At 70.1% G+C, this 26604-nt stretch carries 25 protein-coding genes; 13 read left to right on the top strand and 12 right to left on the bottom strand.

The window, feature by feature from the left end; translation table 11 throughout:
- Nucleotides 1–372: 372 nt before the first annotated feature.
- The 6 genes from E1202_RS01965 to E1202_RS01990 form a co-directional block, all read right to left on the bottom strand.
- Nucleotides 373–3759 carry an EAL domain-containing protein gene (locus E1202_RS01965; RefSeq protein ID WP_165943704.1) on the bottom strand — a complete coding sequence of 1129 codons (3387 nt, stop codon included), beginning with the start codon at nucleotides 3757–3759 and terminating at the stop codon, nucleotides 373–375.
- 463 nt (nucleotides 3760–4222) lie between these two features.
- Complete coding sequence (locus tag E1202_RS01970; protein WP_132680524.1) at nucleotides 4223–4888, bottom strand: esterase/lipase family protein; 666 nt, start codon at nucleotides 4886–4888, stop codon at nucleotides 4223–4225.
- Between the two features lie 304 nt (nucleotides 4889–5192).
- Entirely contained in the window at nucleotides 5193–7544 is a 2352-nt protein-coding gene (locus E1202_RS01975; RefSeq protein ID WP_132680629.1) for an ATP-binding cassette domain-containing protein, read from the bottom strand.
- An 11-nt stretch (nucleotides 7545–7555) separates the two neighbouring features.
- Nucleotides 7556–7966: a VOC family protein gene (locus E1202_RS01980; protein ID WP_132680525.1), complete on the bottom strand. Its 411-nt coding sequence runs from the start codon at nucleotides 7964–7966 to the stop codon at nucleotides 7556–7558.
- A gap of 10 nt (nucleotides 7967–7976) precedes the next feature.
- Nucleotides 7977–8417: a helix-turn-helix transcriptional regulator gene (locus tag E1202_RS01985; protein WP_235877556.1), complete on the bottom strand. Its 441-nt coding sequence runs from the start codon at nucleotides 8415–8417 to the stop codon at nucleotides 7977–7979.
- Between the two features lie 57 nt (nucleotides 8418–8474).
- Nucleotides 8475–9062 (bottom strand): TIGR03086 family metal-binding protein, encoded by a 588-nt coding sequence (locus E1202_RS01990; protein ID WP_132680527.1) that lies wholly within the window; start codon nucleotides 9060–9062, stop codon nucleotides 8475–8477.
- A 106-nt stretch (nucleotides 9063–9168) separates the two neighbouring features.
- On the opposite strand from E1202_RS01990, the gene E1202_RS31210 reads away from it, so the two are divergent.
- A complete protein-coding gene (locus E1202_RS31210; RefSeq protein WP_165943705.1) occupies nucleotides 9169–9306 on the top strand; it encodes a hypothetical protein in 138 nt (45 codons plus the stop codon).
- Nucleotides 9307–9421: 115 nt separating this feature from the next.
- Here E1202_RS31210 and yczE read toward each other — a convergent pair whose 3' ends face one another.
- Nucleotides 9422–10069: a membrane protein YczE gene (yczE, locus tag E1202_RS31215; RefSeq protein ID WP_235877558.1), complete on the bottom strand. Its 648-nt coding sequence runs from the start codon at nucleotides 10067–10069 to the stop codon at nucleotides 9422–9424.
- A 61-nt stretch (nucleotides 10070–10130) separates the two neighbouring features.
- Between yczE and yczR the strand changes: the two genes are divergently transcribed.
- Nucleotides 10131–11576 carry a MocR-like transcription factor YczR gene (gene yczR, locus E1202_RS02000; protein WP_132680528.1) on the top strand — a complete coding sequence of 482 codons (1446 nt, stop codon included), beginning with the start codon at nucleotides 10131–10133 and terminating at the stop codon, nucleotides 11574–11576.
- 376 nt (nucleotides 11577–11952) lie between these two features.
- Here the strand turns inward: yczR and E1202_RS02005 are convergent, their stop codons facing one another.
- Complete coding sequence (locus tag E1202_RS02005) at nucleotides 11953–12714, bottom strand: hypothetical protein (RefSeq protein WP_132680529.1); 762 nt, start codon at nucleotides 12712–12714, stop codon at nucleotides 11953–11955.
- A gap of 487 nt (nucleotides 12715–13201) precedes the next feature.
- On the opposite strand from E1202_RS02005, the gene E1202_RS02010 reads away from it, so the two are divergent.
- The 4 genes from E1202_RS02010 to E1202_RS02025 all read left to right on the top strand — a co-directional run bounded on the left by E1202_RS02010 (nucleotide 13202) and on the right by E1202_RS02025 (nucleotide 18146).
- A complete protein-coding gene (locus E1202_RS02010) occupies nucleotides 13202–14359 on the top strand; it encodes a S8 family peptidase (protein WP_235877560.1) in 1158 nt (385 codons plus the stop codon).
- A 123-nt stretch (nucleotides 14360–14482) separates the two neighbouring features.
- On the top strand, nucleotides 14483–15067 hold the full coding sequence (locus E1202_RS02015) for an RNA polymerase sigma factor (protein WP_132680530.1): 585 nt from the start codon (nucleotides 14483–14485) through the stop codon (nucleotides 15065–15067).
- A complete protein-coding gene (locus tag E1202_RS02020; RefSeq protein WP_132680531.1) occupies nucleotides 15064–15537 on the top strand; it encodes a carboxypeptidase regulatory-like domain-containing protein in 474 nt (157 codons plus the stop codon). Before E1202_RS02015 ends, E1202_RS02020 begins: the two co-directional genes overlap by 4 nt.
- A gap of 5 nt (nucleotides 15538–15542) precedes the next feature.
- Complete coding sequence (locus tag E1202_RS02025) at nucleotides 15543–18146, top strand: CHAT domain-containing protein (RefSeq protein ID WP_235877581.1); 2604 nt, start codon at nucleotides 15543–15545, stop codon at nucleotides 18144–18146.
- 112 nt (nucleotides 18147–18258) lie between these two features.
- On the opposite strand, the gene E1202_RS02030 is transcribed toward E1202_RS02025, so the two are convergent.
- A complete protein-coding gene (locus E1202_RS02030; RefSeq protein ID WP_132680532.1) occupies nucleotides 18259–19428 on the bottom strand; it encodes a pyridoxal phosphate-dependent aminotransferase in 1170 nt (389 codons plus the stop codon).
- A 246-nt stretch (nucleotides 19429–19674) separates the two neighbouring features.
- Between E1202_RS02030 and E1202_RS02035 the strand changes: the two genes are divergently transcribed.
- On the top strand, nucleotides 19675–20883 hold the full coding sequence (locus E1202_RS02035) for a DUF445 domain-containing protein (RefSeq protein WP_132680533.1): 1209 nt from the start codon (nucleotides 19675–19677) through the stop codon (nucleotides 20881–20883).
- A gap of 50 nt (nucleotides 20884–20933) precedes the next feature.
- On the opposite strand, the gene E1202_RS02040 is transcribed toward E1202_RS02035, so the two are convergent.
- Nucleotides 20934–21479 carry a CGNR zinc finger domain-containing protein gene (locus E1202_RS02040; RefSeq protein ID WP_132680534.1) on the bottom strand — a complete coding sequence of 182 codons (546 nt, stop codon included), beginning with the start codon at nucleotides 21477–21479 and terminating at the stop codon, nucleotides 20934–20936.
- A gap of 102 nt (nucleotides 21480–21581) precedes the next feature.
- Between E1202_RS02040 and E1202_RS02045 the strand changes: the two genes are divergently transcribed.
- From E1202_RS02045 to E1202_RS02070, 6 genes are all read left to right on the top strand, one after another.
- Entirely contained in the window at nucleotides 21582–21962 is a 381-nt protein-coding gene (locus E1202_RS02045; protein WP_132680535.1) for a VOC family protein, read from the top strand.
- A 93-nt stretch (nucleotides 21963–22055) separates the two neighbouring features.
- Nucleotides 22056–22472 carry a helix-turn-helix domain-containing protein gene (locus E1202_RS02050; protein ID WP_132680536.1) on the top strand — a complete coding sequence of 139 codons (417 nt, stop codon included), beginning with the start codon at nucleotides 22056–22058 and terminating at the stop codon, nucleotides 22470–22472.
- Nucleotides 22473–22480: 8 nt separating this feature from the next.
- A complete protein-coding gene (locus E1202_RS02055; protein WP_132680537.1) occupies nucleotides 22481–23167 on the top strand; it encodes a hypothetical protein in 687 nt (228 codons plus the stop codon).
- 116 nt (nucleotides 23168–23283) lie between these two features.
- Nucleotides 23284–23568, top strand: coding sequence for a DUF2516 family protein (locus tag E1202_RS02060; RefSeq protein ID WP_132680634.1), 285 nt, complete (start codon nucleotides 23284–23286; stop codon nucleotides 23566–23568).
- Nucleotides 23568–24308 carry an alpha/beta fold hydrolase gene (locus E1202_RS02065; protein ID WP_132680538.1) on the top strand — a complete coding sequence of 247 codons (741 nt, stop codon included), beginning with the start codon at nucleotides 23568–23570 and terminating at the stop codon, nucleotides 24306–24308. Before E1202_RS02060 ends, E1202_RS02065 begins: the two co-directional genes overlap by 1 nt.
- A 20-nt stretch (nucleotides 24309–24328) precedes the next feature.
- Nucleotides 24329–24877, top strand: a complete 549-nt coding sequence (locus E1202_RS02070; protein ID WP_132680539.1) for a YbaK/EbsC family protein — start codon at nucleotides 24329–24331, stop codon at nucleotides 24875–24877.
- A gap of 59 nt (nucleotides 24878–24936) precedes the next feature.
- Here E1202_RS02070 and purU read toward each other — a convergent pair whose 3' ends face one another.
- Nucleotides 24937–25809: a formyltetrahydrofolate deformylase gene (gene purU / locus E1202_RS02075; RefSeq protein WP_132680540.1), complete on the bottom strand. Its 873-nt coding sequence runs from the start codon at nucleotides 25807–25809 to the stop codon at nucleotides 24937–24939.
- Between the two features lie 32 nt (nucleotides 25810–25841).
- Nucleotides 25842–26567, bottom strand: a complete 726-nt coding sequence (locus E1202_RS02080) for a maleylpyruvate isomerase family mycothiol-dependent enzyme (protein ID WP_132680541.1) — start codon at nucleotides 26565–26567, stop codon at nucleotides 25842–25844.
- Nucleotides 26568–26604 lie beyond the last annotated feature (37 nt).

A 26604-nucleotide genomic window follows, 5' to 3' on the forward strand; every position in this document is an offset into this window, starting at 1 on the left:
CGGTTCGGCTTCTTGATGACATCGCCGGGGCGCTCGTCGGGGGCCGCCGACCAGCTGCATGGTCTCACTCCTGGTCTCATCCGTACGCGTTCACGGCAGTTCGAAAGCGGCGCGGCCTGTTCACGGTGAACCTCTGACCTGCTGATTTTCCGTTCGCGACCTCAGCTGAAACGGTGATCGTAGAACTGAAAGCGGAAGTCGGCGGTTCGACCCCGCCCCTGGCCACCGCTCAGAGCTAGAAAGCCCCTCCGTTCGGGAGGGGCTTTTTCGTTGGTGACCGTCGCCGGTGCGCCCGCAACCCAGCCCGGCCGTGGCGGTGGCGTCTGCGTGGTCGGCGTGCCCGCGGGGCGAGTCGGTGGTCCTGCTTGCCCGTTAACCGAACTGCGGCAGGGGTCTGCCCAGAAGTGACCGCAGTTCTCCACCGGGCACGTCGTGGGAGAAGAGCCAACCCTGGTACCGCTCGATGCCGAGTTCGCGCAAGGTGCGCAATTGCGCGGCGGTCTCGACGCCTTCGGCCACGCACCTGCGCCCCATCGCCTTGGCCATGTCGGTGATCGCCCGGGCAACGGCCAGTTGGGTGTTGTCCGTGTCGATCTCGGCGACGAACCTGCGGTCGACTTTGATGATCTGCGCGGGTAGGTCCTGCAAACGCGCCAAGGATGAGTAACCGGTTCCGAAGTCGTCCACGGCGAAGCGCAGCCCGCGCTCGACGAGCCGGTGCATCGCGCTGAGCTGCTTGGCGGGGATGTCTGCGAGTTCGGTCTCGACCACCTCGATCACCACTCGGTTCCAGTCGATTCCCGAGTCGTCGATCATGGCCGCGACCTCGGTTGCGAAGTCGGGATCGTCCGGGGTGAGTCCTGCGACGTTGATCGAGATCCCGATCGGTGTCCCGTCGGGTCCCGGAGGCCATGCGCTCGCTTCCTCCAAGGCGGTGCGCATGACCCAGCGGTCGAGGTCGCGCAGCAGGTTTCCTTGTTCTGCGACGGGGAGGAAGGTCCCCGGGGCCACTGAAGTGCCGTCGTCTCGTTTCCACCGCACGAGGGCCTCGGCGCCGACCGTCATCCCGGTGGCGTCCACGACCGGCTGGTAGTGCAGGTGGAGCTCGTCGTTCGCCAGAGCCAGCCGCAGCTGGCTCTCGAGCTGGACTTGCTGGTCGGTGGACGTGATGAGATCGGGTCCGGCCAGCGCGACGTGTCCCGGTCCGCGCTTCTGCGCTTCGGTCTTCGCGGCGTTGGCGAAGCGCACGAGGTCATCGCCGTCGGTGATGGTGTCGTCGGAGACAGCCACGCCGATCGAGGCCGATATGCGCACCAAGTGCTCGCCCTTGACCGGAACGGCCGTGCGCAGCAGGCTCGCCAGCCGCGTGGCGAGACCGTCGAGATCGTCCACGTCGAGGCAGGTCACGATGAACTCGTCGCCGGAGAGCCGTCCCACCGTGCACGGGTCGGGCACGTTGTTCTCCAAGCGAGTGGCCAGCGAGCGCAGGACGTCGTCGCCGGCCTCGTGCCCCAGAGCGTCGTTGATCCGCTTGAAGTTGTCGATGTCGCAGACGAGAACCGCGATCCGCTGCGGGTTCGCTGCGGTGAGCCGATCGTTGAGCAGTTCGTTGATCGCAGCTCGGTTCGGCAGTCCCGTCAGCTCGTCGTGGGTGGCCTGGTGGTGCAGCGCCTCGGCCGCCTGGTGGCGTTCGGTGATGTCCTGGAAGACCATGAGCCAGAACTGCCTTCCGTCGTCCTGAACGGACAGCGCCGAATGCAGTTCGCAGTACACCGGTTGCCCGTCGGACCGGATGAGCATCCGGTAACTCGCCGGGGCGGTGGCGTTGGTGCGCTTCGTGGCGGGGAACTGCGGATGGGTCATGTGCTCGACCGTCATCCCGCGGAGCTTGTCGAGGCGGTAGCCGAGCAAATCGCAGAGCGCCGGATTGGCGTCGACGAGGCTCTCGGACTCGTCGAACAAACCGATGCCGACGGGAGCGACCGCGAGGAGATCGGTGAACCGCTGGGAGGACCGGTAAAGCCGGGTGAGCACCGAGGGCTGGTTCGGACGCACGGCCTCGTCGTGGGATGCGGCAGGACGTTGGCCGTCTTCGGAACTGTCGTCCGGCCAGTGCCCTCGCTTGACCCGGATCGACTCGTCGTCCAAGCGCGAGGTGACCCAGCTGGTCCCGCCGACCTTCTTGGCGATGCGCTTGACCGGGGTGAGCCGTTGTGACGCCTCCTGGTAGCTCGACACCGTCGAACCCGAGCATTCCAACGTGGCCAGGGACAGGGTGACCGCGACGCCGTTGGCCTCCCGCTGGGGGGTGAGCACCTGGTCTGCGAACTGCTGCAGATCGCTTTCAGCGGTGGCGAACAGGAGGAAGTCGTCCCCGCCCACATGAGCGACCTTGACCGACGAGAGCACGGTCGCGGCGTCGGTGAGGCTGCGGCCGAGGCCGCGGATCAGATCGTCGCCGGCGGCGAAGCCCACGGTGTCGTTGACGGTCTTGAACGAATCGACGTCGAGCCAACCGAGGGTGAACGAGTCGCGGCGGTCGATGCATCGGCGGACTTCGCACGCGATGCTGTCGCTGCCGGGCAGCCCGGTCAGCGGGTTCAGAGCGATCGCGTTGTCGGTGCGCATCGCCGCGATGCCTCGGATCAGATCGATCGCGCGCACGACGCCGAGGCATCGTCCGCTCTCGTCGACCACGACCGCATCGTCGTAGAGGCGTTCACGGCTCGACTGGCTGATGGTCTCCAAGGCGTTCATCGCGAGCGTGGAGGTCGTCACCAGGCGGGGTTTGTCGGCGAGCCGTGAGGCAGGTTTCGCGGCGTGCAGCGCATGCCCGTACGGACCTGTGACCGACAGCAGGAAACGGCTCCGGTCGAGGGTGTGAACCGGCCGGCGGTCCTCGTCGACGAGGACGACGCTTTCGACGTCCGGGTGATCGTTGAGCACTTCGCGCACTTCATCGGCGGTTGTGGTCAGCGGGAGCGTCGTGGCGGCGGAGAGGAAGTCGGAAGCGCGCGGGCCCGTGATCGCCTCTCCGGTGCGGTCCACGAGCGCGCCGCGCTGGGGAACGCTCACGGTGCTGGGAGGAAGCCCGGTGGGAGAGGAGAAGAGCGGTCCCTGCACTCGCCGGACCTCGTGGTCGCGGAGCAGCGCGAGTTGCCGGTCGTCCTCGACTCCCTCCGCCACGAGCACCGAACCCGTCGATTCGCACAGCGCGTTCATCGCGTCCAGAACCCCGAGACGCCCGCGTGATTCGGGGAGCGACCGCACGATGTTGGGATGCAGTTTCACCACGTCGGGCCGTACGTCAGCCACCAGAGCGGGCGGGACGTCTGAATCCCCGACGCCGTCCAGGGCGATCCGGAAACCGCAGTTGCGCAGGTAGTCAACGCCGGCCAACAGGCAGGAAACGCTCACCTCTCTCATCGGTGGGCCGATCTCGACGGTGATCTCGTGCTCGAGTCGCCCGGCCTTGTGCAATTCCGCGCGGAGCACTTCAGCCCAGGCCAGGTCATGAGCGACCGTGCTCGCCAAGATGTTGACGTGCAATGGCAGCATCGACTCGCATTCGAGGAATTCGCACAGACCTGCCACGGCCATCTCGCCGTCCTGCGCGGCGAGTGAGCGATCGGGAGACCGGTGCGAATCTGCTGGTCCGGCGGTACCGCAGGACGGCAACGCTTCCACGGCCATGATCCCGCTGATCCCGATGTTGACCATCGGTTCGAAGCGGAACGACGCACCTTGGGCAGGACGCACCTGGTCATGGTGCCTCATCAGGATCGGCGCGGGCTCGTCGTGCGCTCGACGTGAACGAATTGCCTCGAGGCGGCGTTGACGAAAGCACACGAACGGGTGAGCTTGGGCGGTTGGTGGCGGAAGTTCGGAAGAAGTGCGTCCATTTCGATTCCGGTGTGCGGGGGACGCATTCGCGCAGGAATCGTCGTGAGCCTTCCGGCGGCGTGCTGGGCAAGTCCCGTCTGGTGGAATGCGCGGCGCTCATTCGCCGCCGTTCGCGGGAACTCGGAAATTGCCGAGGTCTTCTCCGGATCAGAGGTTCTCGGCGGTGCGCCTCGATGTGAACAGCGCGAGCGAAGCGTGCTCGCAGCTCCGGTCGTCCTCGAGGGGCTCGTGGGGAAGCTGCACGGGCCGACATGAGTCCACAGTGGAGCTGAGTCGGGCGGGCCGGTCCGAGATCCACCGGCCCGCACCGGTCCTCAGGTCATGCGACGAAGGTGCGGACGTCCTGGGAGACGCCGTCGTCGGTGAGGAAGCCGAGGTGCGTGATGCACCCGGTCTGGGTGTTGCGCGCGCCCGAGACGACCGTGCTGTCATCGGGGTCGATGGTCTCGTCGCAGGTCGACCACCACGTGCCGTAGTTGACCGCGCCCGGTGATTCGTCCCCGTCGTTGAGGGTGGTCAGGAATTCCGACCCGGGCCGCATTTCCACGCAGGACGCGTCGAAGCAGGAGTTCGCCGACGTGGTGCCGTGGTTCGGCCCGGCCAGCGAGACCCAGTCGTCGACCTTGTCGGTTCCCCCGACGAACTTGAGGTACCAGCGGCTGTTGAGGCCACCCATCGAGTGCGTGACGATGTCGACCTTGGTCGCACCGGTCCGGGCGAGCACGTCGTCGACGACGGCGGAGAGCTGGTCGGCGGTGGTCTTGTTGGACTGCGAGGTGTTGTAGTTCCAGGCGGTGAGCTCGCCATCGGTGTAGCCGTCGGCCTTGAAGTCGGCCACCAGCTCGTTCCAGTTGGAGGCACTGCCGTTCCAGCCGTGCACGAAGATCACCGGGTTGCGTTCGACTGCTGTTGCGGGGCCTGCGGTGAGGGGCAGAGCGGTTGCTGCCGCTAAGGCGGCGGTCACGAACAGACGGGTTCCGCGCATGGGTTCCCTTTCGCTTGGAGGCAACATCGCCGGGCGGATGTACCAACGGGTTGCCCCTCGGGAAGGTGCGCCTGCCCCGTTCTCATCACCCCGATGGCCGCTAACCGCGTTATAGGGCGTTTTCGGGCGCGCCCGCGAAGAGCCTGGTCGCGAGTGATGGGCGACCGAATCGGCGGGAATCACTCCGGAAAGGGAAAGATGGGTGCTCTGAGGACGAGGGGTTCTCCTCGCGGAGGAGAACCCCTCGACTACCCGGCTCCGGGAGCGTGGTTCGGGCTGGGGACGAAGGGCGCTTCGTCCGGGCTCAAGCCCGCACGTAGTCGGCGAGGTGTTGGGCGGTCAGGGTCTTGCCCGATGCGACCAGGTCGGCCGGGGTGCCTTCGAAGATGACCTGCCCGCCGTCGTGACCGGCGCCCGGGCCGAGATCGATGATCCAGTCCGCGTGGGCCATGACCGCCTGGTGGTGCTCGATGACGATCACCGACTTGCCGGAGTCCACGAGCCGGTCGAGCAGGCCGAGGAGCTGTTCCACGTCCGCCAGGTGGAGACCGGTGGTGGGCTCGTCGAGGACGTAGACGCCGCCCTTGTCGCCCATGTGCGTGGCCAGCTTGAGGCGTTGCCGCTCGCCGCCGGAGAGCGTGGTCAGCGGCTGGCCGAGGCGCAGGTAGCCCAGCCCCACCTGGTCCATGCGCTCCAGGATCTTGTGCGCGGCGGGAGTTCGGGCGTCGCCGTCGCCGAAGAACTCCTCGGCCTGGGCGACGGACATGTCCAGCACCTCGCTGATGTCGCGCCCGCCGAAGCGGTACTCCAGCACCGAGGCGTTGAACCGCTTGCCCTCGCACTCCTCGCACGTCGTGGCAACGGTTTCCATGATCCCGAGGTCGGTGTAGACGACCCCGGCACCGTTGCAGGTGGGGCAGGCGCCTTCGGAATTCGCGCTGAACAGAGCGGGTTTCACGCCGTTGGCCTTGGCGAACGCCTTGCGGATCGGGTCGAGCAGTCCGGTGTAGGTCGCCGGATTGCTGCGCCGCGACCCCCGGATACCGCTCTGGTCGATCGACACCACGCCCTCCCCTGCCGGGATCGAGCCGTGGATCAGCGAGCTCTTGCCGGAACCCGCGACGCCTGTGACCGCGCACAGCACGCCCAGCGGCACGTCGACGTCCACCTCGCGCAGGTTGTTCGCCGTCGCGCCGCGGATCTCCAGCGCACCGCTGGCCTGGCGGAACTCGGACTTGAGCGAGGCGCGGTCGTCGAAGTGCTTGCCGGTCACGGTGTCGCTGGTGCGCAGGCCGGTCACGTCGCCCTCGAAGCAGACCGTGCCGCCGTCGGTTCCGGCGCCCGGACCCAGGTCGACGACGTGATCGGCGATGGCGATCGTCTCCGGCTTGTGCTCGACGACCAGGACCGTGTTGCCCTTGTCGCGCAGCCGCAGCAGCAGGTCGTTCATCCGCTGGATGTCGTGCGGGTGCAGCCCGATCGTCGGCTCGTCGAACACGTAGGTCACGTCGGTCAGCGACGATCCGAGGTGCCGGATCATCTTGGTGCGCTGGGCTTCGCCGCCCGACAGGGTTCCGGCGGGCCGGTCCAGCGAGAGGTAGCCGAGGCCGATCTCGACGAACGAGTCCAGGGTGTGCCGGAGCTTGCCGAGCAGCGGTTTCACCGACGGCTCGTCCAGTCCGCTGACCCATTCGGCCAGGTCGCTGATCTGCATCCGGCAGGCGTCGGCGATGTTGATGCCCGCGATCTTCGACGACCGGGCTCCTTCGCTGAGCCGCGTGCCGTCGCACTCCGGGCAGGTGGCGAAGGTGATGGCGCGGTCCACGAAAGCGCGGATGTGCGGCTGCATCCCCTCGCGGTCCTTGGACAGCATCGACTTCTGGATCCGCGGGACCAGGCCCTCGTAGGTGACGTTGACGCCCTCGACCTTGACCCGCGTGGCCTCCTTGTGGAGGAGGTCGTGCAGCTCCTTCTTCGTGTACTTGCGGATCGGCTTGTCCGGGTCGAGGAACCCCGAACCCATGTAGATCCGCCCGTACCAGCCGTCCATGGTGTAGCCGGGGATGGTCAGCGCGCCTTCGCGCAGCGACTTCGAGTCGTCGTAGAGCTGGGTGAGGTCGAAGTCGGAGACGTTGCCGCGCCCCTCGCACCTCGGGCACATGCCGCCGGTGATGCTGAACTCGCGGCGCTCCTTCACCTTCGTCCCGCCGCGTTCCATCGTGACCGCGCCCGCCCCGCTGATGGAGGCGACGTTGAACGAGAACGCCTGCGGTGAGCCGATGTGCGGTTGTCCGAGCTTGCTGAACAGGATCCGCAGCATGGCGTTCGCGTCGGTGGCGGTGCCGACCGTGGAGCGCGGGTCCGCGCCCATCCGCTCCTGGTCGACGATGATCGCCGTGGTCAGCCCGTCGAGCACGTCGACGTCGGGTCGCGCCAGCGTCGGCATGAAGCCCTGCAGGAACGCGCTGTAGGTCTCGTTGATCATCCGCTGCGACTCGGAGGCGATGGTGCCGAAGACCAGGGAGCTCTTGCCCGATCCCGACACGCCGGTGAACACGGTCAGCCGGCGCTTGGGGATCTCGACGCTCACGTCCTGCAGGTTGTTGACCCGCGCCCCGTGAACCCGGATCAGGTCGTGGCTGTCGGCGATGTGCATCGCGGCTCCGTTCACTGCGCTTCCTGGATTCGGATCATGTTCCCGGCGGGGTCCCGGACGGCGCAGTCGCGCACGCCGTAGGGCTGGTCGGTGGGTTCCTGGACGATCTCGGCGTCGCCGGCCTGCAGCGCATCGAACGTGGCGGTGAGATCGGGTGTGGCCAGCAGGATTCCGGCGTAGGTCCCCTTGGCCATCATCTCGCTGATCAGCTGCCGCTCGTCGTCGGTGATGCCCGGGTCGACGCCCGGCGGGTGCAGCACGATCGAGGTGCCGGGCTGCCCGGGCGGGCCCACGGTCAGCCAGCGCAGCCCGGCGTAGCCGACGTCCTTGCGGACCTCGAAGCCGAGCAGATCGCGGTAGAAGGCCAGGGCCGCCTCCGGGTCGTCCTGCGGGAGGAAGCTGGCGTTGATGCTGATGTCCATGGCAATCACGCTATGAGCTGCTCTGCGACGGCGCTTCTCGATTCCTGACCGGTCTGGTGACCTGCTTGGCCAGGCACGGCAGGATCGCCGCGGTCCCGGCCGCCTCGCGCCGGTACGTGCTGGGCGGGACGCCGATGAGCTCGGTGAACCGGGTGCTGAAGGTGCCCAGCGACGAGCAGCCGACTTCGAAGCACACCTCGGTGACGCTCAGGTCGCCTCGCCTCAGCAGCGCCATCGCCCGCTCGATCCGCCTGGTCATCAGGTAGGAGTAGACGGATTCGCCGTAGGCGGCCCGGAACTGCCTGCTGAGGTGCCCGGCGGACATGTTCACCCCGCGCGCCAGCGCCTCGACGTCCAGCGGCTGCGCGTACGCGCGGTCGATCCGATCCCGGACTCGCCTCAGCAACGCGAGGTCCCGCAACCGCGCCGATCTGCCCGATGACCCACCCACCTGCGAAATCCTGCCACGCCGGTCCGACAGCCGCGCCCGTTTCATCCGGAACACCGATCAGGGCTCGCGGCCGGTGAAGGCCAGCAGCTCCTCGAACGGGGTCGCGTTCCCGGGTGCCGGCGCCGCCGCGGCGAACATCCCCTCGGCGCGGAGCTCGTCCTCGCCGCTCTGGGACTGGAACCGCATGACGGCGTCGACGGCGGCGTCGTCCGGGGAGTACGCAAGCCCGACCGCGCGGGCCAGGTCCCAGCCGTGGATCACGGTTTCCGACAGGCTGATGTTGGCCACGACCCAACCCGGCGTCGGGCCGAACGCGAAGTCGAGCTGCTGATCGAGAACGCCCGGCCTGCTGAAGGCGGCCACGTTGAGCCGCGCCGCTTCGCCGAACGCCGCCGCGACCTCGTCGGCGGAGAGCCGCGGGTCTTCGGCGGGCAGCTCGGAAGCCTGCCCGGCCGCGACCTGCCCGAAGTACCTCGCGCCACCGACGAGGTGATCGCCGACCTGGCCGGCGGTCCACCCCTCGCACGGACTCGGGTCCCCGAAACGCTGCGGCGGCACCGCCTGCAGGACCGCCGAGGTGGCCTCGAAGCCGCGCTCCAACAACCCGATCAGCTCAGGGCCCGTCACCGGTTCTCGCTTCTGCATGCTCGCTCCTGTCCTCCGGCCGTCGCAGAGGTAGACCGCCGATCCGGTGGAAAGTCATCGTCACGGCGATCTTCCGGTTGTGTCGGTGGCCGCCGGTAGCGTTCGGATGACCGCGCGGTGGGAGGGATCGTGGTTCGAGATGCCGTCGCTGCCGTCCGATGTGTTCGAGCCGGTGCTGTCCACCTCGGCCGTCCGGTGGCACGGGCAGCGAGCGCTGAGCGGGGTCGACGAGACCCGGAAGTAGCGACGCCCCCGCGCTCAACCGGCCTGGGGGTTACCGGGAGTGCGGGGGCGTCAAGGTCCACCCCTGGGGGTCAGGTGGACGGCGTCAATGCTACTGCGTGGTATCCGAGATGTCTCTAGGGGCAGAGATCTTTTTTCACTCGCACGGCGGTGAACGGCAGGCAGGTTTGTGTGAGTGGCCCGATCGCCACCGCGTAGAGGACCGTCCCGAGTCCCGCGGTGCCGCCGAGCAGCCAGCCCGCTGCGAGAACGCAGACCTCGATGGACGTCCGCACCAGACGCACCGACCAGCCCGTTCGCGCGTGCAGCCCGGTCATCAGACCGTCCCGTGGCCCCGGTCCGAGGCGGGCGCCGACGTAGGTAGCGGTCGCCAGCGCGTTGAGCGCGACCCCGGCGATCAGCAGCGGGACCCGGATCCCCAGAGCCTCCACCGGAGGGAGCAGGGCGAGGGTGGCGTCCACCGCGACCGCGATCAGGAGCACGTTGGCGACCGTGCCCACTCCCGGTCGCTGCCGCAGCGGTAGCCAGGAGAGCAGGACCGCAACGCCCACCACCGCGCTCGCCATCCCCATGCTCACGCCGAGCCGTTCCGAGATCCCCTGGTCGAGCACGCTCCACGGCGACAGGCCGAGGTCGCCGCGCACCATCAGCGCCAGGCTCGCCCCGTAGAGCAGGAGACCACCGATGAGCTGCGGGAACCGGGTGTGCGGGCGGAAGCGCATCGACAGCAGCGAGAGGTCCAGCGGAGCGGGGATCGAAGCCATACCGCCTTCTTAGCGGTGAATTGGACTTCATTTCGATAGCCAATCACGCTAAATTGGACCCATGTTGCCGACACCGGGCGCCCACATCTACGGCCAGAAGCTCGTCGATCTCCTCGGGGCCTGGCACGGCGCGTCGCGGCCCTCCTCGCAGCTGCTCGCCGAGGGCGTTCGCCAGCTGGTGCTCGACGGACGGCTTCCACCGGGAACCCGGCTGCCCGCGGAGCGGGAGCTCGCCGCCGCCCTCGACGTGAGCCGGACCCTGGTCGCCCGGGCGATCGAGCGGTTGCGGGAGGACGACTTCGTGGCGAGTCGCCGAGGTGCCGGCTCGTGGGTGAAGCTGCCGGATTCGCGGCGGGGCAACGAGATGCACGGCGGTTGGTTCCCGTCCAACGACCCGGGTGTGATCAACCTGGCCCAGGCGACCCCGGGGGCTCCGCCCGAGATGCGCGCGGCCGTGGAGCGCGCGCAGGTGCGCCTCGCCGAGCAGCTCGGCGACCACGGCTACCAGCCGCACGGGCTCCCCGCGCTGCGCACCCGCATCGCCGAGCGCTACACCGCGCGCGGTCTGCCGACCAACCCCGAGCAGATCCTGGTCACCAACGGCGCTCAGCACGCGTTCGCGCTGGTCCTGCGCACGGTGGTCGCTCCAGGCGAGCGGGTCCTCGTCGAGCACCCCACCTACCCCAACGCCGTCGAGGCCCTGCGCGGTCACGGGGTGACCCCGGTGGCCGTGCCGATGACCGACGACGGCTGGGACCTGGAGCTGCTCAACGCCACGCTCCGCCAGACCGCGCCCCGGCTGGCCTACCTGATCCCCGACTTCCACAACCCCACCGGCGTGCGGCTGGACGCCGAGGGCCGGTCCCGGCTGGCGACGGCCCTGGCGAGGACCTGCACGAACGCGGTCATCGACGAAACGCTGATCGACATCGACCTCACCGGCGAGGAACCCCCGCCGCCGATGGCGAGCTTCACCGAGCGCGCCATCACCATCGGCTCGGCGGGCAAGTCGTTCTGGGGCGGGCTGCGGCTCGGCTGGATCCGGGCCGGCGAGGAGTTCGTGCAGCGGCTGGTGCTCGGGCGGGCGGCCGTCGATCTGGGCACGCCGGTGCTGGAGCAGCTGGTGCTCGCGGAACTGCTCGACGACGCCGAACCGGTGCTGACCCGGCGCCGGGAGGAAACCCGGCAGCGGCTCGACGTCGTGGTCGCTGCGTTGCGGGAACACTTGCCGGAGTGGCGTTTCCGCCTGCCCGACGGCGGGCTGGCGCTGTGGTGCGACGTCGGCGAACCCATCTCCAGCAGGCTGGCGGTCGCGGCCGAGACGCACGCGGTTCGGTTGGCACCGGGCGCTCGCTTCTCGGTGAACGGATCGCTGGAGCGCTGGATCCGGGTGCCCTACACGTTGCCGGCTGAACTGCTGGTCGAAGCGATCCAGCGGCTCGCTGCGGCAGCGGGTTCGGTGCGGCCAGGACCAGCACCGAACCCGCTCACCGTTCCGATCGCCTGAAGCTGACACCCCTCGTGGAAAGCTTCAGGCCCGCGCCGGGTGGAATCCGTGCGAATTCCCGCACGGATTCCACCCAGGAGTAGTCGCCGGCCGCCCGTCGGCACGGCCCCTCGACGTGCCGACGGGCGGTTCGACCAGAGGGGCGCCGCCCCGGCGCCGCAGGGGCATTTGCGGCACCGGGGCCAGGGCCCAGTCCTGTGCTTTCAGCAGGTCAGAGACGCTTAATCAGCGATGTTCTTGATCGACGCTGCCGGACAGGCTGGTGGCGCCCCGGTCCGATCCGGTCGGGCGCAGGCGTCCGGATCGGAGTTCATCGGGTGGTTTTGACACCAGGGTCACCGCTGAAGCGGTGACGTGCAGGCCGGAACGGCCGCGATCAGTCAGGCGACGCCGTGGTTTCGGCCGATCGGGTGCTGACGTTCGGTCCGATGTCGCGCTGAGCCACCAGGATGGCAGCGGTGCCCGAGAGATCGGGTGCGGTGGGCAGGATGGCGTGCGCTTGGCGCAGGCCACCGACACCACCGGCGCTCGCCGTGGTCAGCGAGCTCGCGGGAGGCGAGCAGGGAGAGGGCACGGCAGGGCTCGGACCGCCCGACGGGTCGCCGTCCGGCGCTTCGTCCGCATCAGGTGCCCGGGGCCGTGCGTCATCGCGAGCGGTGCTGGTTCCCGACGCCTTCACCGATTTGCGGACCGTCGGCCCTGTGAACAGGGCATTGGGCGGTGCGTTCGACTGCTCGTCGGCGATGGCGGGGGTGTTCTTGTGACGTGCGCTGTTGCCCTTGCCCAGCGAATCGTGCGCGCCCTGGGAGGCGGAGTTCGCGTGGGAGGAGGAGTTCGAGTGCGCCGAGCTCCCGCTGGACGGGGAGTGGGCGTTCGCGGAGGCGTTCCCGTTCGACGCCGCGTTGGCGTTCGCCGACGCGGCGTCGGTGTCGGGGGCTGCCGGAGCGGTGACCGCCGGTGCGGCAGGTGCGGCCTTCTCCGGTTTCGCCGGTTCGACCTTCTCGGGCTTTTTCGGCTGAACCTTTTTCGGCGGGTCGGGCTTCTCGGTCTCGACCGCCTTCTGAGGCTTGGTGCTCTTCTGCTGGGAGACCTTCTCGGCGGGCTTCGACGATTTTCCGGAGCCCGAGCCCTTGGCCATTGATCCGGAAGGGTGATCAGCGGAGTCGGGCTTGCTCGACGCAGATGCCGAAGCGGACTGCGATACGCCCGGTTTGTCGGTGTGCGCATTCTCGCCGGCCGAAGCCGCGGTCGCACCGCCGACCATCACTCCCAGGCACAAACCGCTGAAGAGCGAGGCTTTGACCAGGAGCGCAGCGGTCCGCGAACGGGGACCGCGCACTGCGCGAATTCCCTTCACGGTCACCACCGCCAATTCCGGTCGAGTCGCGCCACGTGGCGCGGTGGAGCAACGGATGCGCCATGATCGGCGCCTCCGGCTGACATTCAACCACCCCAGGAGGCGATTTCGGACCACCTTGAGCGACGATCACGACAGTTGGGCCAGCATTCTCCATGCATTTGGAGGACCCCGGAAGGGGCCAAATGTTGTCGGAAGGGGTGATCCCCTTTCCCCGAAGAGGTCTCGTCCGCTGTGGACCTAGCCCGAAAGCGGCACAGTGTCCGCTGTGGATCAGGATCAGAATCAGGAACGGCTGGGTCTAGCCGAACTCCATCGCATCTGGACGTCCTACGGGCACGAGATGCTGCTGCACGATCCCGGCGGCGATGGCGAATGCCTGGTCAGGCGCGGTGAATTGCTGGCCCCGGCGGACTCGCTGGACCCGGTGCTCGACCGATACCGCAGGTGGATCGATCGGGTGCACCACGACGAAGACCTGCTGCTCGCCCGAATTCGGCTCCGCGATGCCGAACGCGACCACTGCGTCGACCTGGCCGGAGAGGGCGCCGGTGCTTCGGTGAACAACGTCCACGTCGGCAGTCCGGTCATGTTCGGAACGCCGGTGATGTTCGGAACCGGGGAGAAACCGGAGTCCACCCATCCGGTCGCAGATCCCCCTTCGGCCGAATGGGAACCGCCGGTGTTCGTCGGCGTGCTCGACACCGGGTGCGATCCGCATCCCTGGTTCACGGGCCGCCCCGGGTTCGAAGCGGCTCCGGAGGAACTGGACGCCGACGACGACGCCGGCCAGGACCGGCAAGCCGGCCACGGCACGTTCGTCAGCGGAGTCGTCCTGCAGCACGCCCCGGGCGCGGTCATCCGACCCAAGCGCGTGCTGTCTTCGCTGGGATTCACCGACGACTACACCGTCGCCTCCGGACTGCGCGCCCTGCGGCGCTCGGCGCAGCGCCGCGGCGAGTCGGTCGACGTGGTCGTGCTGACCTCCGGCTGCCGCACCGCCGACGACCGCTGCCCGGAGGTCCTGGCCTCAGCGCTGCGCGCGATGGACCCGGCCGTCGTGGTCGCCGCGGCCGGCAACCACGGCCGGACCCGGCCCTTCTGGCCCGCCGCGATGCCCGAGGTGCTGGCCGTGGCCGCGACCGGGGCCGACGGCAAGATCGCCTCGTTCTCCAACACCGGTGACTGGGTCGACGCCGCGGCACCGGGCGTGGACGTGCGCAGCTGCTTCGTCCGGATGGCTCCGGGTGGGGACCGCGACTTCGGCTACGCGCGCTGGAGCGGCACGTCCTTCGCCGCGCCCCGGGTCGCCGCCGTGATCGCCACCGCCCTGCAAGCGGACCGGAACCCCGCGCGGGCCCGCGAACTCGTCGAGCACTGTTACCCGTACGCCCCCGCGCTGCCCGAGCCCGTCGCGGACGAGTGATCCGGTACCGCATTTCTTGACCCGATCGTGGGGTATCCAGCGCAAACTGAATCTTTGAGCACCCCTTCGTCCTCTTACTCGGTGGGAAGGAAGAGAGATCACCGAGCTCCGGAGGTGCTGGTCGTGTACGAGGTCGGGGAAGCCGGTCCGGCTGCGGTGCTGCTGAATCGGGTGGCGTCCGGGGACGAACAGGCGTGGCGGGAACTGGTGGACCTGTACACGCCCGTGATCTGGGGTGTTTCGCGGGCGTACGCCGGCAGCACCGCGGACGCCGAGGACGTCTGCCAGGCGACCTGGTTGTCGTTGGCGGAGAACCTCGAACGGCTCCGCGAGCCCGACGCCCTGCCCGGCTGGTTGGTCACCACCGCCAGGCGGGAGGCCATCCGGTTGCGCCGCGCGCGGTCGCGGGAAGCGCCCGTCGGTCTGGACACCGATCACCTGGGCGCGACCGAGCACTCCGAGGCCGCCGAGAAGCTGGCGCTGCGCGTGGTCTCCGGTACGCGGTTGGCGCAGGCGTTCGGAGCGTTGCCGCAGCGCTGCCAACAACTGCTGCGGGTCCTGGCCGTCGCGCCGGAGACCACCTACGCGCAGGTCAGCGAGGCGTTGGGGATACCGAGAGGAACGATCGGCCCGAAGAAGAGCCGGTGCCTGGCCGAGCTGCGCAGGCGGCTGGTCAGCGCCGACCTGCCTGAGGAGGTGGCGGGATGAAGCAGCGGATTCCGGCGGAACTGCGCCGACTGCGCGACATGTTCCAGGCCCAGGACCCGGTCCCGGACCGAGTGCTGGCCGGCTCCTACGCGGCGGTCGCGATGCGCGCGGCGCGCGGAGACCGGCGCGAGCTCAAGCTCGTCGGCGACTCCGCGGACGAATGCGTCGGTGTGCGGGCCGGCGGCTCGCAGTCGCGCGTGCTGACCTTCGCGATGCCCGGCCGGGTGCTGGAGATGGACGTGGTGCCCACGGCGGCCGGACTGGTCCGGGTGTCCGGGATGGTGCTCAACCGGTCCGGGCAGGCGCCGCCGACCGGCGAGGTCGTGTTGCGCCACCCGTCCGGCGAGCGCAGCGGGGAGCTGGACCGGGACGGCGCGTTCCAGGTGGCCGACGTGCCGCGCGGTCCGCTGAGCGTGGTGTTCCGTCCCGAGCGGGCCGAGCCCGCCATCGCGGATTGGCTGGTCTGTTGAGCGCGGTGACGGCGGTGGCACCGCCGGATGCGATCGAGGCCGCGCTGCGCTGGCGCGACGAGGCGACCGCGGCACCGCAGGAGGCGTTGCGCGAGGCCGAACGGCTGCTGTCGGGTGCGGCTCCCGACGGCGAGTTGCGGGTGCTGGCCCGGCACATCGCCGCGCTGGCGGCGGTCGAGCTCGGCCGGGTCGACGAGGCGCGCAGGCACGTGCGGCTCGGGCTGTCCACCGCGCAACGCGGGGACCGGCCCAAGCGGGCCGCGCAGCTGCAGCTGACACTGGCGTGGATCGAGCTCGAACGAGGTGCCACCGGTGCGAGCTGGGCGAACCTGGCCGCCGCCGAACCGCACCTGCCCGCCGAGGACCGGCCGAGGGCGACGTGCCTGCGCGGGTTGCTGCACTGCCAGCGCGGCCACCACCGGGACGCGAGACTGCGCCTGACCAGCGCGCTGGTCCACCTCGACGGGGACCGGCGGTGGAAGGCCAACGCGCTGCTCGGTCGGGGCCTGGCCAACCTCTACACGAACAGGCTGGAGGAGGCCGAGCAGGACCTGGCCGACGCCGAGCGGATCTTCATCGACGGCGGTCGCGGCGCGCGCGCCGCGGGATGCCGCCACAACCGGGGCTGCGTGGCGTTCCGGGCGGGCGATCTGCCCCGCGCGCTGCGGCTGTTCGAGCAGGCGGTGGCGGCCGGGCTCGACGTCACCGCGAACCCGGAAGCACTGGTGGACCGGGGTGAAGCGCTCGCGGCGGCGGGACTGACCCGGCACGCCCGCGCGGTGATGGAGCAGGCGTCTCAGCGCCTGGCCGCCACCGGACGGCAGGGCCGCCTCGCCGAAACCCGGCTCGCGCTGGCCGAATGCGCGCTGCGCGACGGCGACCCGGCTGCCGCGGCGGAGGCGGCGAGCGCGGCGAGGCGGTTGTTCCGCGGCCAGAAGCGGCCCGCGTGGGCGGCGTTGGCCTCGGCGATCGTGTGGCAGGCGAAGCTGCGGTCCGGGCAGAGCACGCGGTACGCGCTGTCGGCGGCGCGACGGGCGGCCAACGCGTGCGAGGACTTCGGGTGGCGCGCGGCCGCCGCCGAGCTCCGGCTCACCGCCGGGCGCACCGCGCAGCTGGCGGGCCTGACCTCGGTGGCGCGCAAGCTGCTCGGGCGCTGCGCTGATCTGCGCGAGCTCGCCGTGCCGCCGCAGCTGCGAGCGCTGGGCTGGCTGGCCGAGGCGCTGCTGGCCGAGCAGGAGGGCAACACCGCCCGGCTGCTGCGGGCGTGCCGCGCCGGGCTCAAGGCCGTCGACGGCCAGGCGGCCGGCATGGCCGCCTTCGAGATGCGGGTGCACGCGCTGGGACTGGGTGACGAGCTCGGCGCGGTCGCGGTGCGCGCCGCGCTGCGCATCGGCGACCCGCAGCTGGTGCTGCGCTGGACCGAACGCTCCCGGGCCAGCGCGCTGCACCGCCGGGCGCTGCGACCGCCGTCCGACCCGAGGTTGAACGCGTCCCTGGTTCGGCTGCGGGGTGCGGTGCTCGACGCGCAGCGCGCGGCGGACCCGAAGCGGGCCATGAACACCGTTGCCGAGCTGGAGGAACAGGTGCGGCACCGGGCGATGCTGGTGGAAGGCCGCACCGATCGGCTGCGGGCGCCGGCCGAGATCGGCGAGATCAGCGCCGAACTCGGCGATGCCGCCTTGCTGAGCCTGTTCTCCGAGAGCGGCAGGCTCTTCGCGGTGTCCATCGTGGACGGTGAGGCCGCGCTGCACGTGCTCGGTCCGGAGGCCGCGGCGGAGAGCCAGGCCGTCCGCCTCCGCCACCTGCTCGCGCGGCAGGCGTGCGGCGTGGACTCCCGCGCGGCCCCGATGTTCGAGCACGGGGTCGCGCTGGCCGCGGCCGAGCTCCAAGCGCAGCTGCTGGCGCCCGTCCTCCCAGCCCTGAAGCGGGGACGCGAACTCGTCGTGGTGCCGACCGGCCGGCTGCACCTGATGCCGTGGGCGGCGCTGCCCGCGTGCCGGGGCAACCCGGTCACGGTCAGCCCGTCGATCCGCTGCTGGCTGGGCGGTGCCGAGCGGGCGCGCGCGGCGAATCCGGCCGGCGGCAAGGCGTGGATCGCCGGGCCGCGCCTGGACCACGCCGAACGCGAGGTCCGCACGCTGCACCACCGCGGCGGCGGGCGGCTGCTCACCGGGTCAGGCGCGCGAACCGACCGGGTCCTGTCCGCGTTGGACGGAGCGCGCGTCGCGCACCTGGCCGCGCACGGCCACTTCCGCGACGACCAACCGCTGCTGTCCTGCCTGGATCTGGCAGACGGCCCGCTCTACGCGCACGACCTCGACGGCCTCCGCCGCAGCCCCACCACCGTCGTGCTGTCGGCCTGCGACGTCGGGAAATCCGCGATCAGCAGGGGCGATCAGCTCAGCGGGCTGACCGCCACCCTGCTGGACCGGGGCACCGCGACGGTGATCGCCAGCGTCGTCCCCGTTCCCGACGAGCGGACCGTGGAGGTGATGCTGACCCTCCACGACGGGCTCGACGCAGGCCTGCCACCCGCCGCCGCCCTGGCCGAGGCCCAAGCGCGGCACGGCGAAACGGGCTTCATCTGCATCGGCTACGGAGGTGGTTGAGGACTAGGAGGCGGCACCGCCGCAGTTCTTCAGCGCCTCGTGACCGACCTGCTCAAGGAGCGGAGTCCACGGCGGCGCTGAGGCGCCACGCGAAGCACGTCCTCCACAGCTCTCAGCGCAGCTTGTGCAGTCGGCGGATGCCTTCGTCGAGGACCTCGTCCTTCTTGCAGAAGGCGAAGCGGACCAGGTGCTGGAAGTCGCCCGGGTTGTCGCAGAACACCTGCACCGGGATGGCGGCGACCCCGACGCGCTCGGGCAGCGAGCGGCAGAAGTCGGCCCCGTCGGTGAAGCCCAGCGGGCGCACGTCGGCGCAGATGAAGTAGGTGCCCTCGCTGTCGAGCACGTCGAACCCGGCCTCGCTGAGGCCGTCGGAGAGCCGGTCACGCTTGCGCTGCAGGTCGGCGCGCAGCTGGTCCACCCAGGCCAGCTCGTTGCGCAGCGCGTGCGCGACGGCCGGCTGGAACGGCGCGCCGCCGACGAAGGTCATGAACTGCTTGGCGGCGCGCACGGCCGCGACCAGCTCGGACGGGCCGCAGACCCAGCCGATCTTCCAGCCGGTGGCGCTGAAGCTCTTGCCGACGCTGGAGATCGACACGGTCAGCTCGGCCATGCCCGGCAGCCCGGCCAGCGGGTGGTGCCGGCGCTCGTCGAACAGCAGGTGCTCGTAGACCTCGTCGGTGATCGCGATGACGTCGTTGCCGCGGCAGACCTCGGCGATCGCGGCCAGCTCGTCATCGGTGAACACGGTGCCTGTGGGGTTGTGCGGCGAGTTGAGCACCAGCGCCCGGGTCTGCGGACCGACGACCGACCGCAGCTGGTCGAGGTCGAGCTCGAATCGGTGGTCGGCGCCCTGGCGCAGGCCGACGGTCTTGCGCACGCCACCGGCCATGGCCACCGCGACCGGGTAGGAGTCGTAGTACGGCTCGACGAGCACGACCTCGTCACCGGGTTCGACCAGCGCCATCATCGTCGCGGTCAGCGCCTCGGTGGCGCCGACGGTGACCAGCACCTGGTCTTCCGGGTCGTACTCGGTTCCGTAGCGGGCGGCGCGGTGCTCGCTGATGGCCGCGCGCAGCTCGGGCTCACCGGCTCCCGGCGGGTACTGGTTCACGCCGCCGGCGATCGCTTCCTGCGCGACCCGCAGCATGCTCTCCGGGCCGTCGGTGTCGGGGAATCCCTGGCCGAGGTTGACCGCGCCGGTGCGGCGGGCCAGCTCGGTGATCTCCGCGAAGATCGTGGACGTGAACGGCCGGAGGCGGGAGGTCAAAGCAGGAGTGCGCACGCCTCCGGATGCTAATGCATCGGACGAAGCCGGTGACCAGCGTTTTAGCGCGGCCGGTGGTCGTCGTGCGCAGTGGAGCTCCGAGGCGCGGGAACGGCTCCGAGCAACCGCTGCCAGGTCGTCGCGGCTGCTGTTAGCAAGGCCACGTGGCCGCGTTCGCCCCGGCTCGTCCGGAATCGCTGCAACAATCGATGCGTGCACCCCACATCGGTTCCCGACTCGGAAAAGCGCCGGAGTCTTCGGCGGATGAAGACCGTCGCCACCGCATTCCTGCTGTTGGCGGCAGCGGTCTACTTCTTCGCTCGCTGGCAGGAGACCGCCGGAGCAGGGCCGTGGGTGGGCTACGTCCGAGCCGCCGCCGAGGCGGGCATGGTCGGTGCGCTGGCGGACTGGTTCGCGGTGACCGCGCTGTTCCGGCGCCCGCTGGGCCTGCCGATCCCGCACACCGCGATCATCCCGACCCGCAAGGACACCATCGGTCGCAGCCTCGGTGACTTCGTCGGCACCAACTTCCTCGCCGAGAACGTGGTGCGGGACAAGCTGCGCAGCGCGGGCATCAGCCGTCGGGTCGGGCTCTGGCTCGACGACGCCGACCACGCCGAGCGCGTCACCTCCGAGCTGGCGACCGCGGTGCGCGGTGCCGTTCAGGTGCTCCGCGACGACGACGTGCAGGCCATCATCGAGCACGGTGTCGTGCGCAAGCTGGTCGACCAGCAGTGGGGCCCGCCGCTGGGGCGGATCCTGGGCCAGGTCTTCACCGACGGCTCGCACCACAAGCTCGTCGATCTGGTCTGCGACCGCGCCTACGACTGGGTGCGCGACAACCACGAGACCGTGCTGCGGGTGGTCAGCCAGCGGGCGCCGTCGTGGTCGCCGAAGTTCGTCGACGCGATGCTGGCCGACAAGATCTACGCCGAGGTGCTCTCGTTCGCCTGGGCGGTGCGGACCGACTCCGAGCACCCGATGCGCCAGGCCGTGGACCGCTTCCTGGTCGAGTTCGCCCACGACCTGCAGCACGACGAGAAGACGATGGCCAAGGCCGAGCAGATCAAGCACCAGGTGCTGGAGCACCCCGAGGTGCAGAACCTGGTGTCCTCGGCCTGGGGCACGGCCAAGAAGATGCTGCTCGACGCCGCGGAGGACCCCTCCAGCGAGCTGCGCGTGCGGGTCCGGGACGGTCTGCGCTCGCTCGGCGCCCGGCTGCACACCGAGCCTGAGCTGCGGGAGAAGGTCGACGGCTGGCTGGAAGGCGCCGTCACCTACGTGGTCTCGAACTACCGCGACGAGCTGACCACGCTGATCACCGACACGGTGGAGCGCTGGGACGCCCAGGAGACCTCGCGCAAGATCGAGCTGCAGGTCGGCCGCGACCTGCAGTTCATCCGCATCAACGGCACCGTCGTCGGCGCTCTCGCGGGCCTGGCGATCTACGCGATCTCGGACCTGCTGTTCTGACGCACCGCCTGCGAGCGGTGGCCGCGAGGCCCCCTCGCCGGCGCGTGTTCTCAGGCGGGCGTGTGCCTTTCGCGCCAGGAGCGGGCCTTCTCGCGGTTGCCGCAGACGCGCATCGAGCACCAGGTGCGCGATCTGTTGCGCGATCGGTCGTAGAACGCCCACAGGCAGTCCTCGGCCGGGCAGATCTTGATCCGATCCCAGTGCTCGGTGTGCACCAGCCGCGTGGCGGCGACCAGCACGCTGCCCAGGGCATCCACCCCGACCAGCGAGGGGATGCCGTTGCGCAGCTGTATCTGCACGGGCCACGTCGTGTTCGCCAGGCCGGAGGGGCGCATCCCGTAGGTCACCGCCGACCGCATCGTGTCGCGGATCTCGCGGGCGGCTTCGACTTCGGAAACCACGACCAGACCGCGTTCGGTGCACCACCGCTGCCATCGGACGTGATCGTCGAGGACCTCGGTGCCCTTCTCGGCGTCGCAGGTGTTGAGGAAGGCCAGGACTAGCTCGATGTCGTGGTCGAAGTCGAGTTCGACCGCCTCCAGCACAGGCGCACGGCCCACTTCCGGAGCGACAGCTCTGCTGTTCACGGACACCATCGTAAGCCAGTAGGGGGTTGCGGCCGACCCCTGTAACCAGCATTCTGCTTCTTGACGGTTAGTAACCGGCAACACGACGAGACTGGTGTGAGAGGGAGTCCGATGAGTGCGTTGAAGCTCGCCGCGTTCGCGATCGACTGCGCCGACCCGCGTCGGCTCGCCGAGTTCTACGGGCGGCTGCTGGGCTGGCAGATCGATGAGGAGGAGTCCGGGGATCGCTGGGTGGAGCTCGCCGATCCGTCGGGCGGTGCTCCGCTGGCCTTCCAGCTCGACCCCGATCACCGGCCGTCGACCTGGCCCGATCGGGAGGTTCCGCAGATGGCGCACCTCGACGTCCGCGTGGGCACGCTCGACGAGGGGCACGAGAGGGCGATCGGCGCCGGTGCGGTGCAGCTGCCGCAGCCGCCCGATCAGCTCGACGCGAGCTTTCGGGTTTACGTCGATCCAGAAGGTCACCCCTTCTGCATGTGCGCAGCTCAGTAGGGTTGTCGGCCGAGCGGTAGCAGGGTGTTAGCTGGGTGCTTGCAATAGTTAGCACTCGGCGTTATGGTGGGGCGTGAACCGGAGAGGTGCCCGATGGAACGCATGGACAAAGCCGTCCCCAAAGCTGTGAACCAGGCGGTCAGCGACCTCGGGAGCTACATCCGGACCCAACGCAACAACGCGCAGATCTCGTTGCGACAGCTGGCGAAGCTCGCCGGCGTGTCCAACCCGTATCTGAGCCAGGTGGAACGCGGACTGCGCAAGCCGAGCGCGGAAATCCTGCAGCAGATCGCCAAGGGGCTGAGGATTTCCGCTGAGGCCCTCTACGTGCAGGCCGGAATCCTGGAAAGTCGCGAGTCCGGGCCCGTGGTCGACGCGGTCCTCGCCGACCCGGAGCTCAACGAGCGGCAGAAACAAGTCCTCCTGGACATCTACTCCTCGTTCCGCCGCGAGCAGGACGCGACGGAGGACGGGGACGCCAACGGGAACACCCACCAACCCGAGGAGTGAATCGCGAGATGCCGACTTTCCCCAAGACCGACGACGTCAACAAGGCCTTCAAGGACGGCGTCGACCAGGCGCGCACCCCGCTGCTGGCCGCGCTCGGCGCCGGTGACCTCGCCGCGCAGGCCGTGCTGGACGCCGTGAACAAGTTCCGCACCCAGGTCACCGAGCGCACCGAGTCCGCCAAGGCCGAGCTGCCCAAGGACTTCAGCGAGTTCAAGGCCAAGCTGGACCCGTCCGAGGTCCGCAAGCAGCTGGAGACCTACGGCGAGTCCGCCAAGAAGGTCTACGACCAGCTCAGCGAGCACGGTGAGGAGACCTTCAAGAAGCTGCAGGACTCCTCGCAGGTGAAGAAGGTCCGCGAGCAGGTCGGCACCGCTCAGGGCCGGGTCGAGGACACCGTCGGCGACGTGCGCGGCCTGGCCGATGACGTGCTGGGCAAGGTCACCCGCACCTTCGCCAAGGACGAGGCTCCGAAGGCCGAGACCGCCCAGGCCGAGTCCACCAAGACGGAGACCGCCCAGGCCCAGACGGTCCAGGCTCAGACGGTCCAGACCGAGACCGCCGCCGACACGCCCGCCGCCGAGAAGCCCGCGCCCAAGCCGGCTGCGGCGAAGGCGACCCCGGCTGCCAAGGCGACGGCCCCCAAGCAGACCCCCGCCGCCAAGAAGTCGACCACCACCAAGACCAGCGGCAACTGATCACCGCGAGCACCGGTCCCGGTACCCGACTCGGGTGCCGGGACCGGTCGCTGTGAAGGTGGGTGCTTTCCGCGTTGACTAGCACGTAAGGTGGGGACGTGGGTTTTTCGAGCGGAATGCCGCTGTACTGGTGGGTCCTGACGGTCATCTGGGTCGTGGGCATCCCGGTCGGTGTGTTCGCGTTCGTGCACGCCGCGCTGCAGCGCGCGGATGCCTTCACGGCCGCGGACAAGCTGAACAAGCTGGCCTGGATGGGGATCACCGGTGCCGCCGCGCTCCTGCTGATCCTCGACATGCGCGGCCCCTACGGGATCATCTGGATCGCCGGTCTGGTGGCCGCCCTCGTCTACATCGTCGACGTGCGTCCCAAGGTGCGGGAAGTCCAGGGGCGGTCCTGGTAGTGCACGCCCGCTGGCGGGTGCTCGGCAACGGCACTCCGGTGACGCTGGTCGTGCACGGACTCGGTGCGACCGAGGGCGAGGCGCGCATTCCCGCTTCCGGGCTGCGCGGCACCCGGGTCGTGATGACCCTGCCGGGCCACGGCTCCGCGCCGGACGCCCCGGTCGGCTACTGGAACTACGGTTCGGTCGCCGCCGACGTGCTCGCGGTCGCCGACGAGGTCGGCGCGACCCAGGCGGTCGGCGTCTCGCTCGGCGCGGGCGCTCTGACCCGCATCGCCGCCGAGCTCCCGGACCGCTTCGAGCATCTTGCGCTGCTGCTCCCGGCGGCTCTCGACCGCCCCCGCGAGCCCGTTGCGGCCTGGGCCTACGAGCGCCTGGCGGCAGCGGTCGCCGCTGACGACGGCGGGGCGAGCCTGCACGAGGTGCTGGCCGCGGAGATCCCGCCGGGCGTCGAGGTCGGCGACCACCTCGAGCAGCGGGCCCGGGCGCTGTCCCGGCTCTCCGAGGCCCTGCGCGACCTGCCCGAGCAGGTCCCGGTCCGCGACGCGGCCGCGCTGTCGGACGCGGTCGCGGACGTCCTGGTCATCGGCGCCACCGACGACCCCATGCATCCCGCCTCGGCGGCGAAGGCGACCGCTGCGGCGTTCCGCTCCGCTCGGCTGGAGCTGCTGGAATCGCAGGCCCCGATGCTCACCCACCGCAAGCAGCTGCGGGACCTGCTGACGAACTTCCTGCGCTGAGCGCTCTATCGTGGGCGACCATGGGTTTCGATTGGTCCGCTGCCGCGGGAAAGCTGGAAGTGACGACGGCGCTGGAACGGCTCGACCTGCTGGCCGACCCGGTCGCCGAGGTCGTGCGCTCGCTCGGTGACGATCGGGTCGGTGCCACCGAGATCGATCCGGAGCTCGCCGACACCGCCGCGTTCTGCGAGGAGTACGGGTCGCCGCTGGAGCGGTCGGCCAACTGCGTGGTCGTCGCGGGCAAGCGCTCCGGCGAGATCCGCTACGCGGCCTGCCTCGTGCTGGCCACCACCCGCACCGATGTCAACGGCGTGGTCAAGCGCCGCCTCGACGTGCGCAAGGCGTCCTTCGCGCCGATGGACGAGGCGGTGTCGCTCACCGGAATGGAGTACGGCGGGATCACCCCGTTCGGGCTCCCGGACTCGTGGCCGATCTTGATCGACCCGAGGGTGGCCGAGGCGGGTGCGGTCGTCGTCGGGAGCGGCCTGCGCCGGAGCAAGATCATCACCCCGGCGGACGTCCTCACCGCGCTGCCCGGCGCGGAGCTCGTCCAAGACCTCGCCCGCTGAAGCCCGGCTACCGCGGAACCGCGGTGGCCCCCGGGTTCCGCGAGACGCGAAGGCCGGCGTCAGAAGACGACGGTGCGCTTGCCGTGGACCAGGACCCTGTCCTCCACGTGCGCGCGCAGACCGCGGGCCAGCACCATCTTCTCGATGTCGCGGCCCTTGCGGACCATGTCGGTGACGTCGTCGGTGTGGTCGATGCGGATCACGCCCTGCTCGATGATCGGGCCCGCGTCGAGCTCCGCCGTCACGTAGTGGCAGGTCGCGCCGATCAGCTTCACCCCGCGCTCGTACGCCTGGTGGTACGGCCGGGCGCCCGCGAACGAGGGCAGGAAGCTGTGGTGGATGTTGATGGCCTTGCCCGCCCACCGGTCGCACAGCTCCGGCGGCAGCACCTGCATGAACCGCGCCAGCACGATCGCGTGCGGATCGTGCTCCTCCGCCAGCGCCCTGACCTGCTCGAACGCGGCGGCCTTGGACTCGGGGTCCTTGCTGAAGGGCACGTGGTGGAACGGGATGCCGTGCGCCTCGGTGATCGGCCCGAGCTCCGGGTGGTTGCCGATCACCGCGCACAGCTCGACGTCCAGCTCCCCGGACCCGACGCGGCCCAGCAGGTCGTGCAGGCAGTGCGCCTCCTTGGACACCAGCACGACGACCCGGCGCCGCTCACCGGTGTCCCAGACCCGCCACTCGGCGCGGTCGCTGAGCTCCTCCGCGACGGCCGCGAAGCGTTCGCGCAGCTCGTCGATGCCGAAGGGCAGCGAGTCGGCGCGCACCTCCTGCCGGGTGAAGAACCAGCCGGTCGCGGTGTCGGTGTGGTGACCGGCCTCGACGATCCAGCCGCCGAACTCGGCCAGGAACCCGGAGACGCGGGCGACGATCCCGGTGCGGTCGGGGCAGCCGAGGCTGATGACGAAGCGGCGTTCGGAAGAGCTCACGACCATGATTGTCGCAGGTGGGGTGGGTTACATCAGCGTCCGGCCGCCACCCCGGCGAGTGCCGCGTCGCCGGTGACCAGCGCCGAGCTCGGACGTCCCCACACCCGGCGGTAGAGCGCGTCGGCGGTGCCCGCTGCGGTCGCGTCGGTCTCCAGCCCGGCGTCCGACGGAGCGCCCGTCGTGGGTGGTTCGCCCGGCCGGTAGGTCACCAGCCAGGCCCGACCGGCGTCGGCCGCGTGGTAGAGCACGGTGCCGTGGTGCTCGCGGGTCGTCCAGTCGCCCAGCGGCAGCAGCTTCGTCAGCATCTCGTCGATGCCGTCGGCCGCCAGTTCGGGGTCGAAGACCAGGTCGCCGCCCTGACCGAGGACGAGCTCGACGTCGAGCCGGTGGATCGCGGTCTCGTGCGCGACCCGGCGCGACCACCCGGCCGGCGTCCCGCCGGCGAAGATCGCGTACACCGGGAGATCGGGGTCCACCGTGGACAGCTCGGTGCGCAGGTCGGTGCGGAGTTCGTCCCACCAGGACAGCGCGGCGTCGAAATCCGCCGGTGCTTCGGGTGCTCGCGGTCTGCTGCCGCCGCGGTCGAGCTTCAGCGACTCCCGCGCCCGCCAGTAGGCCTGCGCGACGTGCCCGGTCAGCTGCCGGACGTCCCAGCCCGGGCAGGTGGGCACGGCGACGTCCGGGCCGGCCTTGAGCACCGCGCGGCGGAACGCCTCCGCCTGCTCGTGGAACGCATCGAGGTGGAAGTCGAGATCCATGCCCCCATTAAAGGTGCTGAGCCCGTGGCGCGAAACG

This window comes from Saccharopolyspora karakumensis, from assembly GCF_004349225.1.
GTDB lineage: Bacteria > Actinomycetota > Actinomycetes > Mycobacteriales > Pseudonocardiaceae > Saccharopolyspora > Saccharopolyspora endophytica.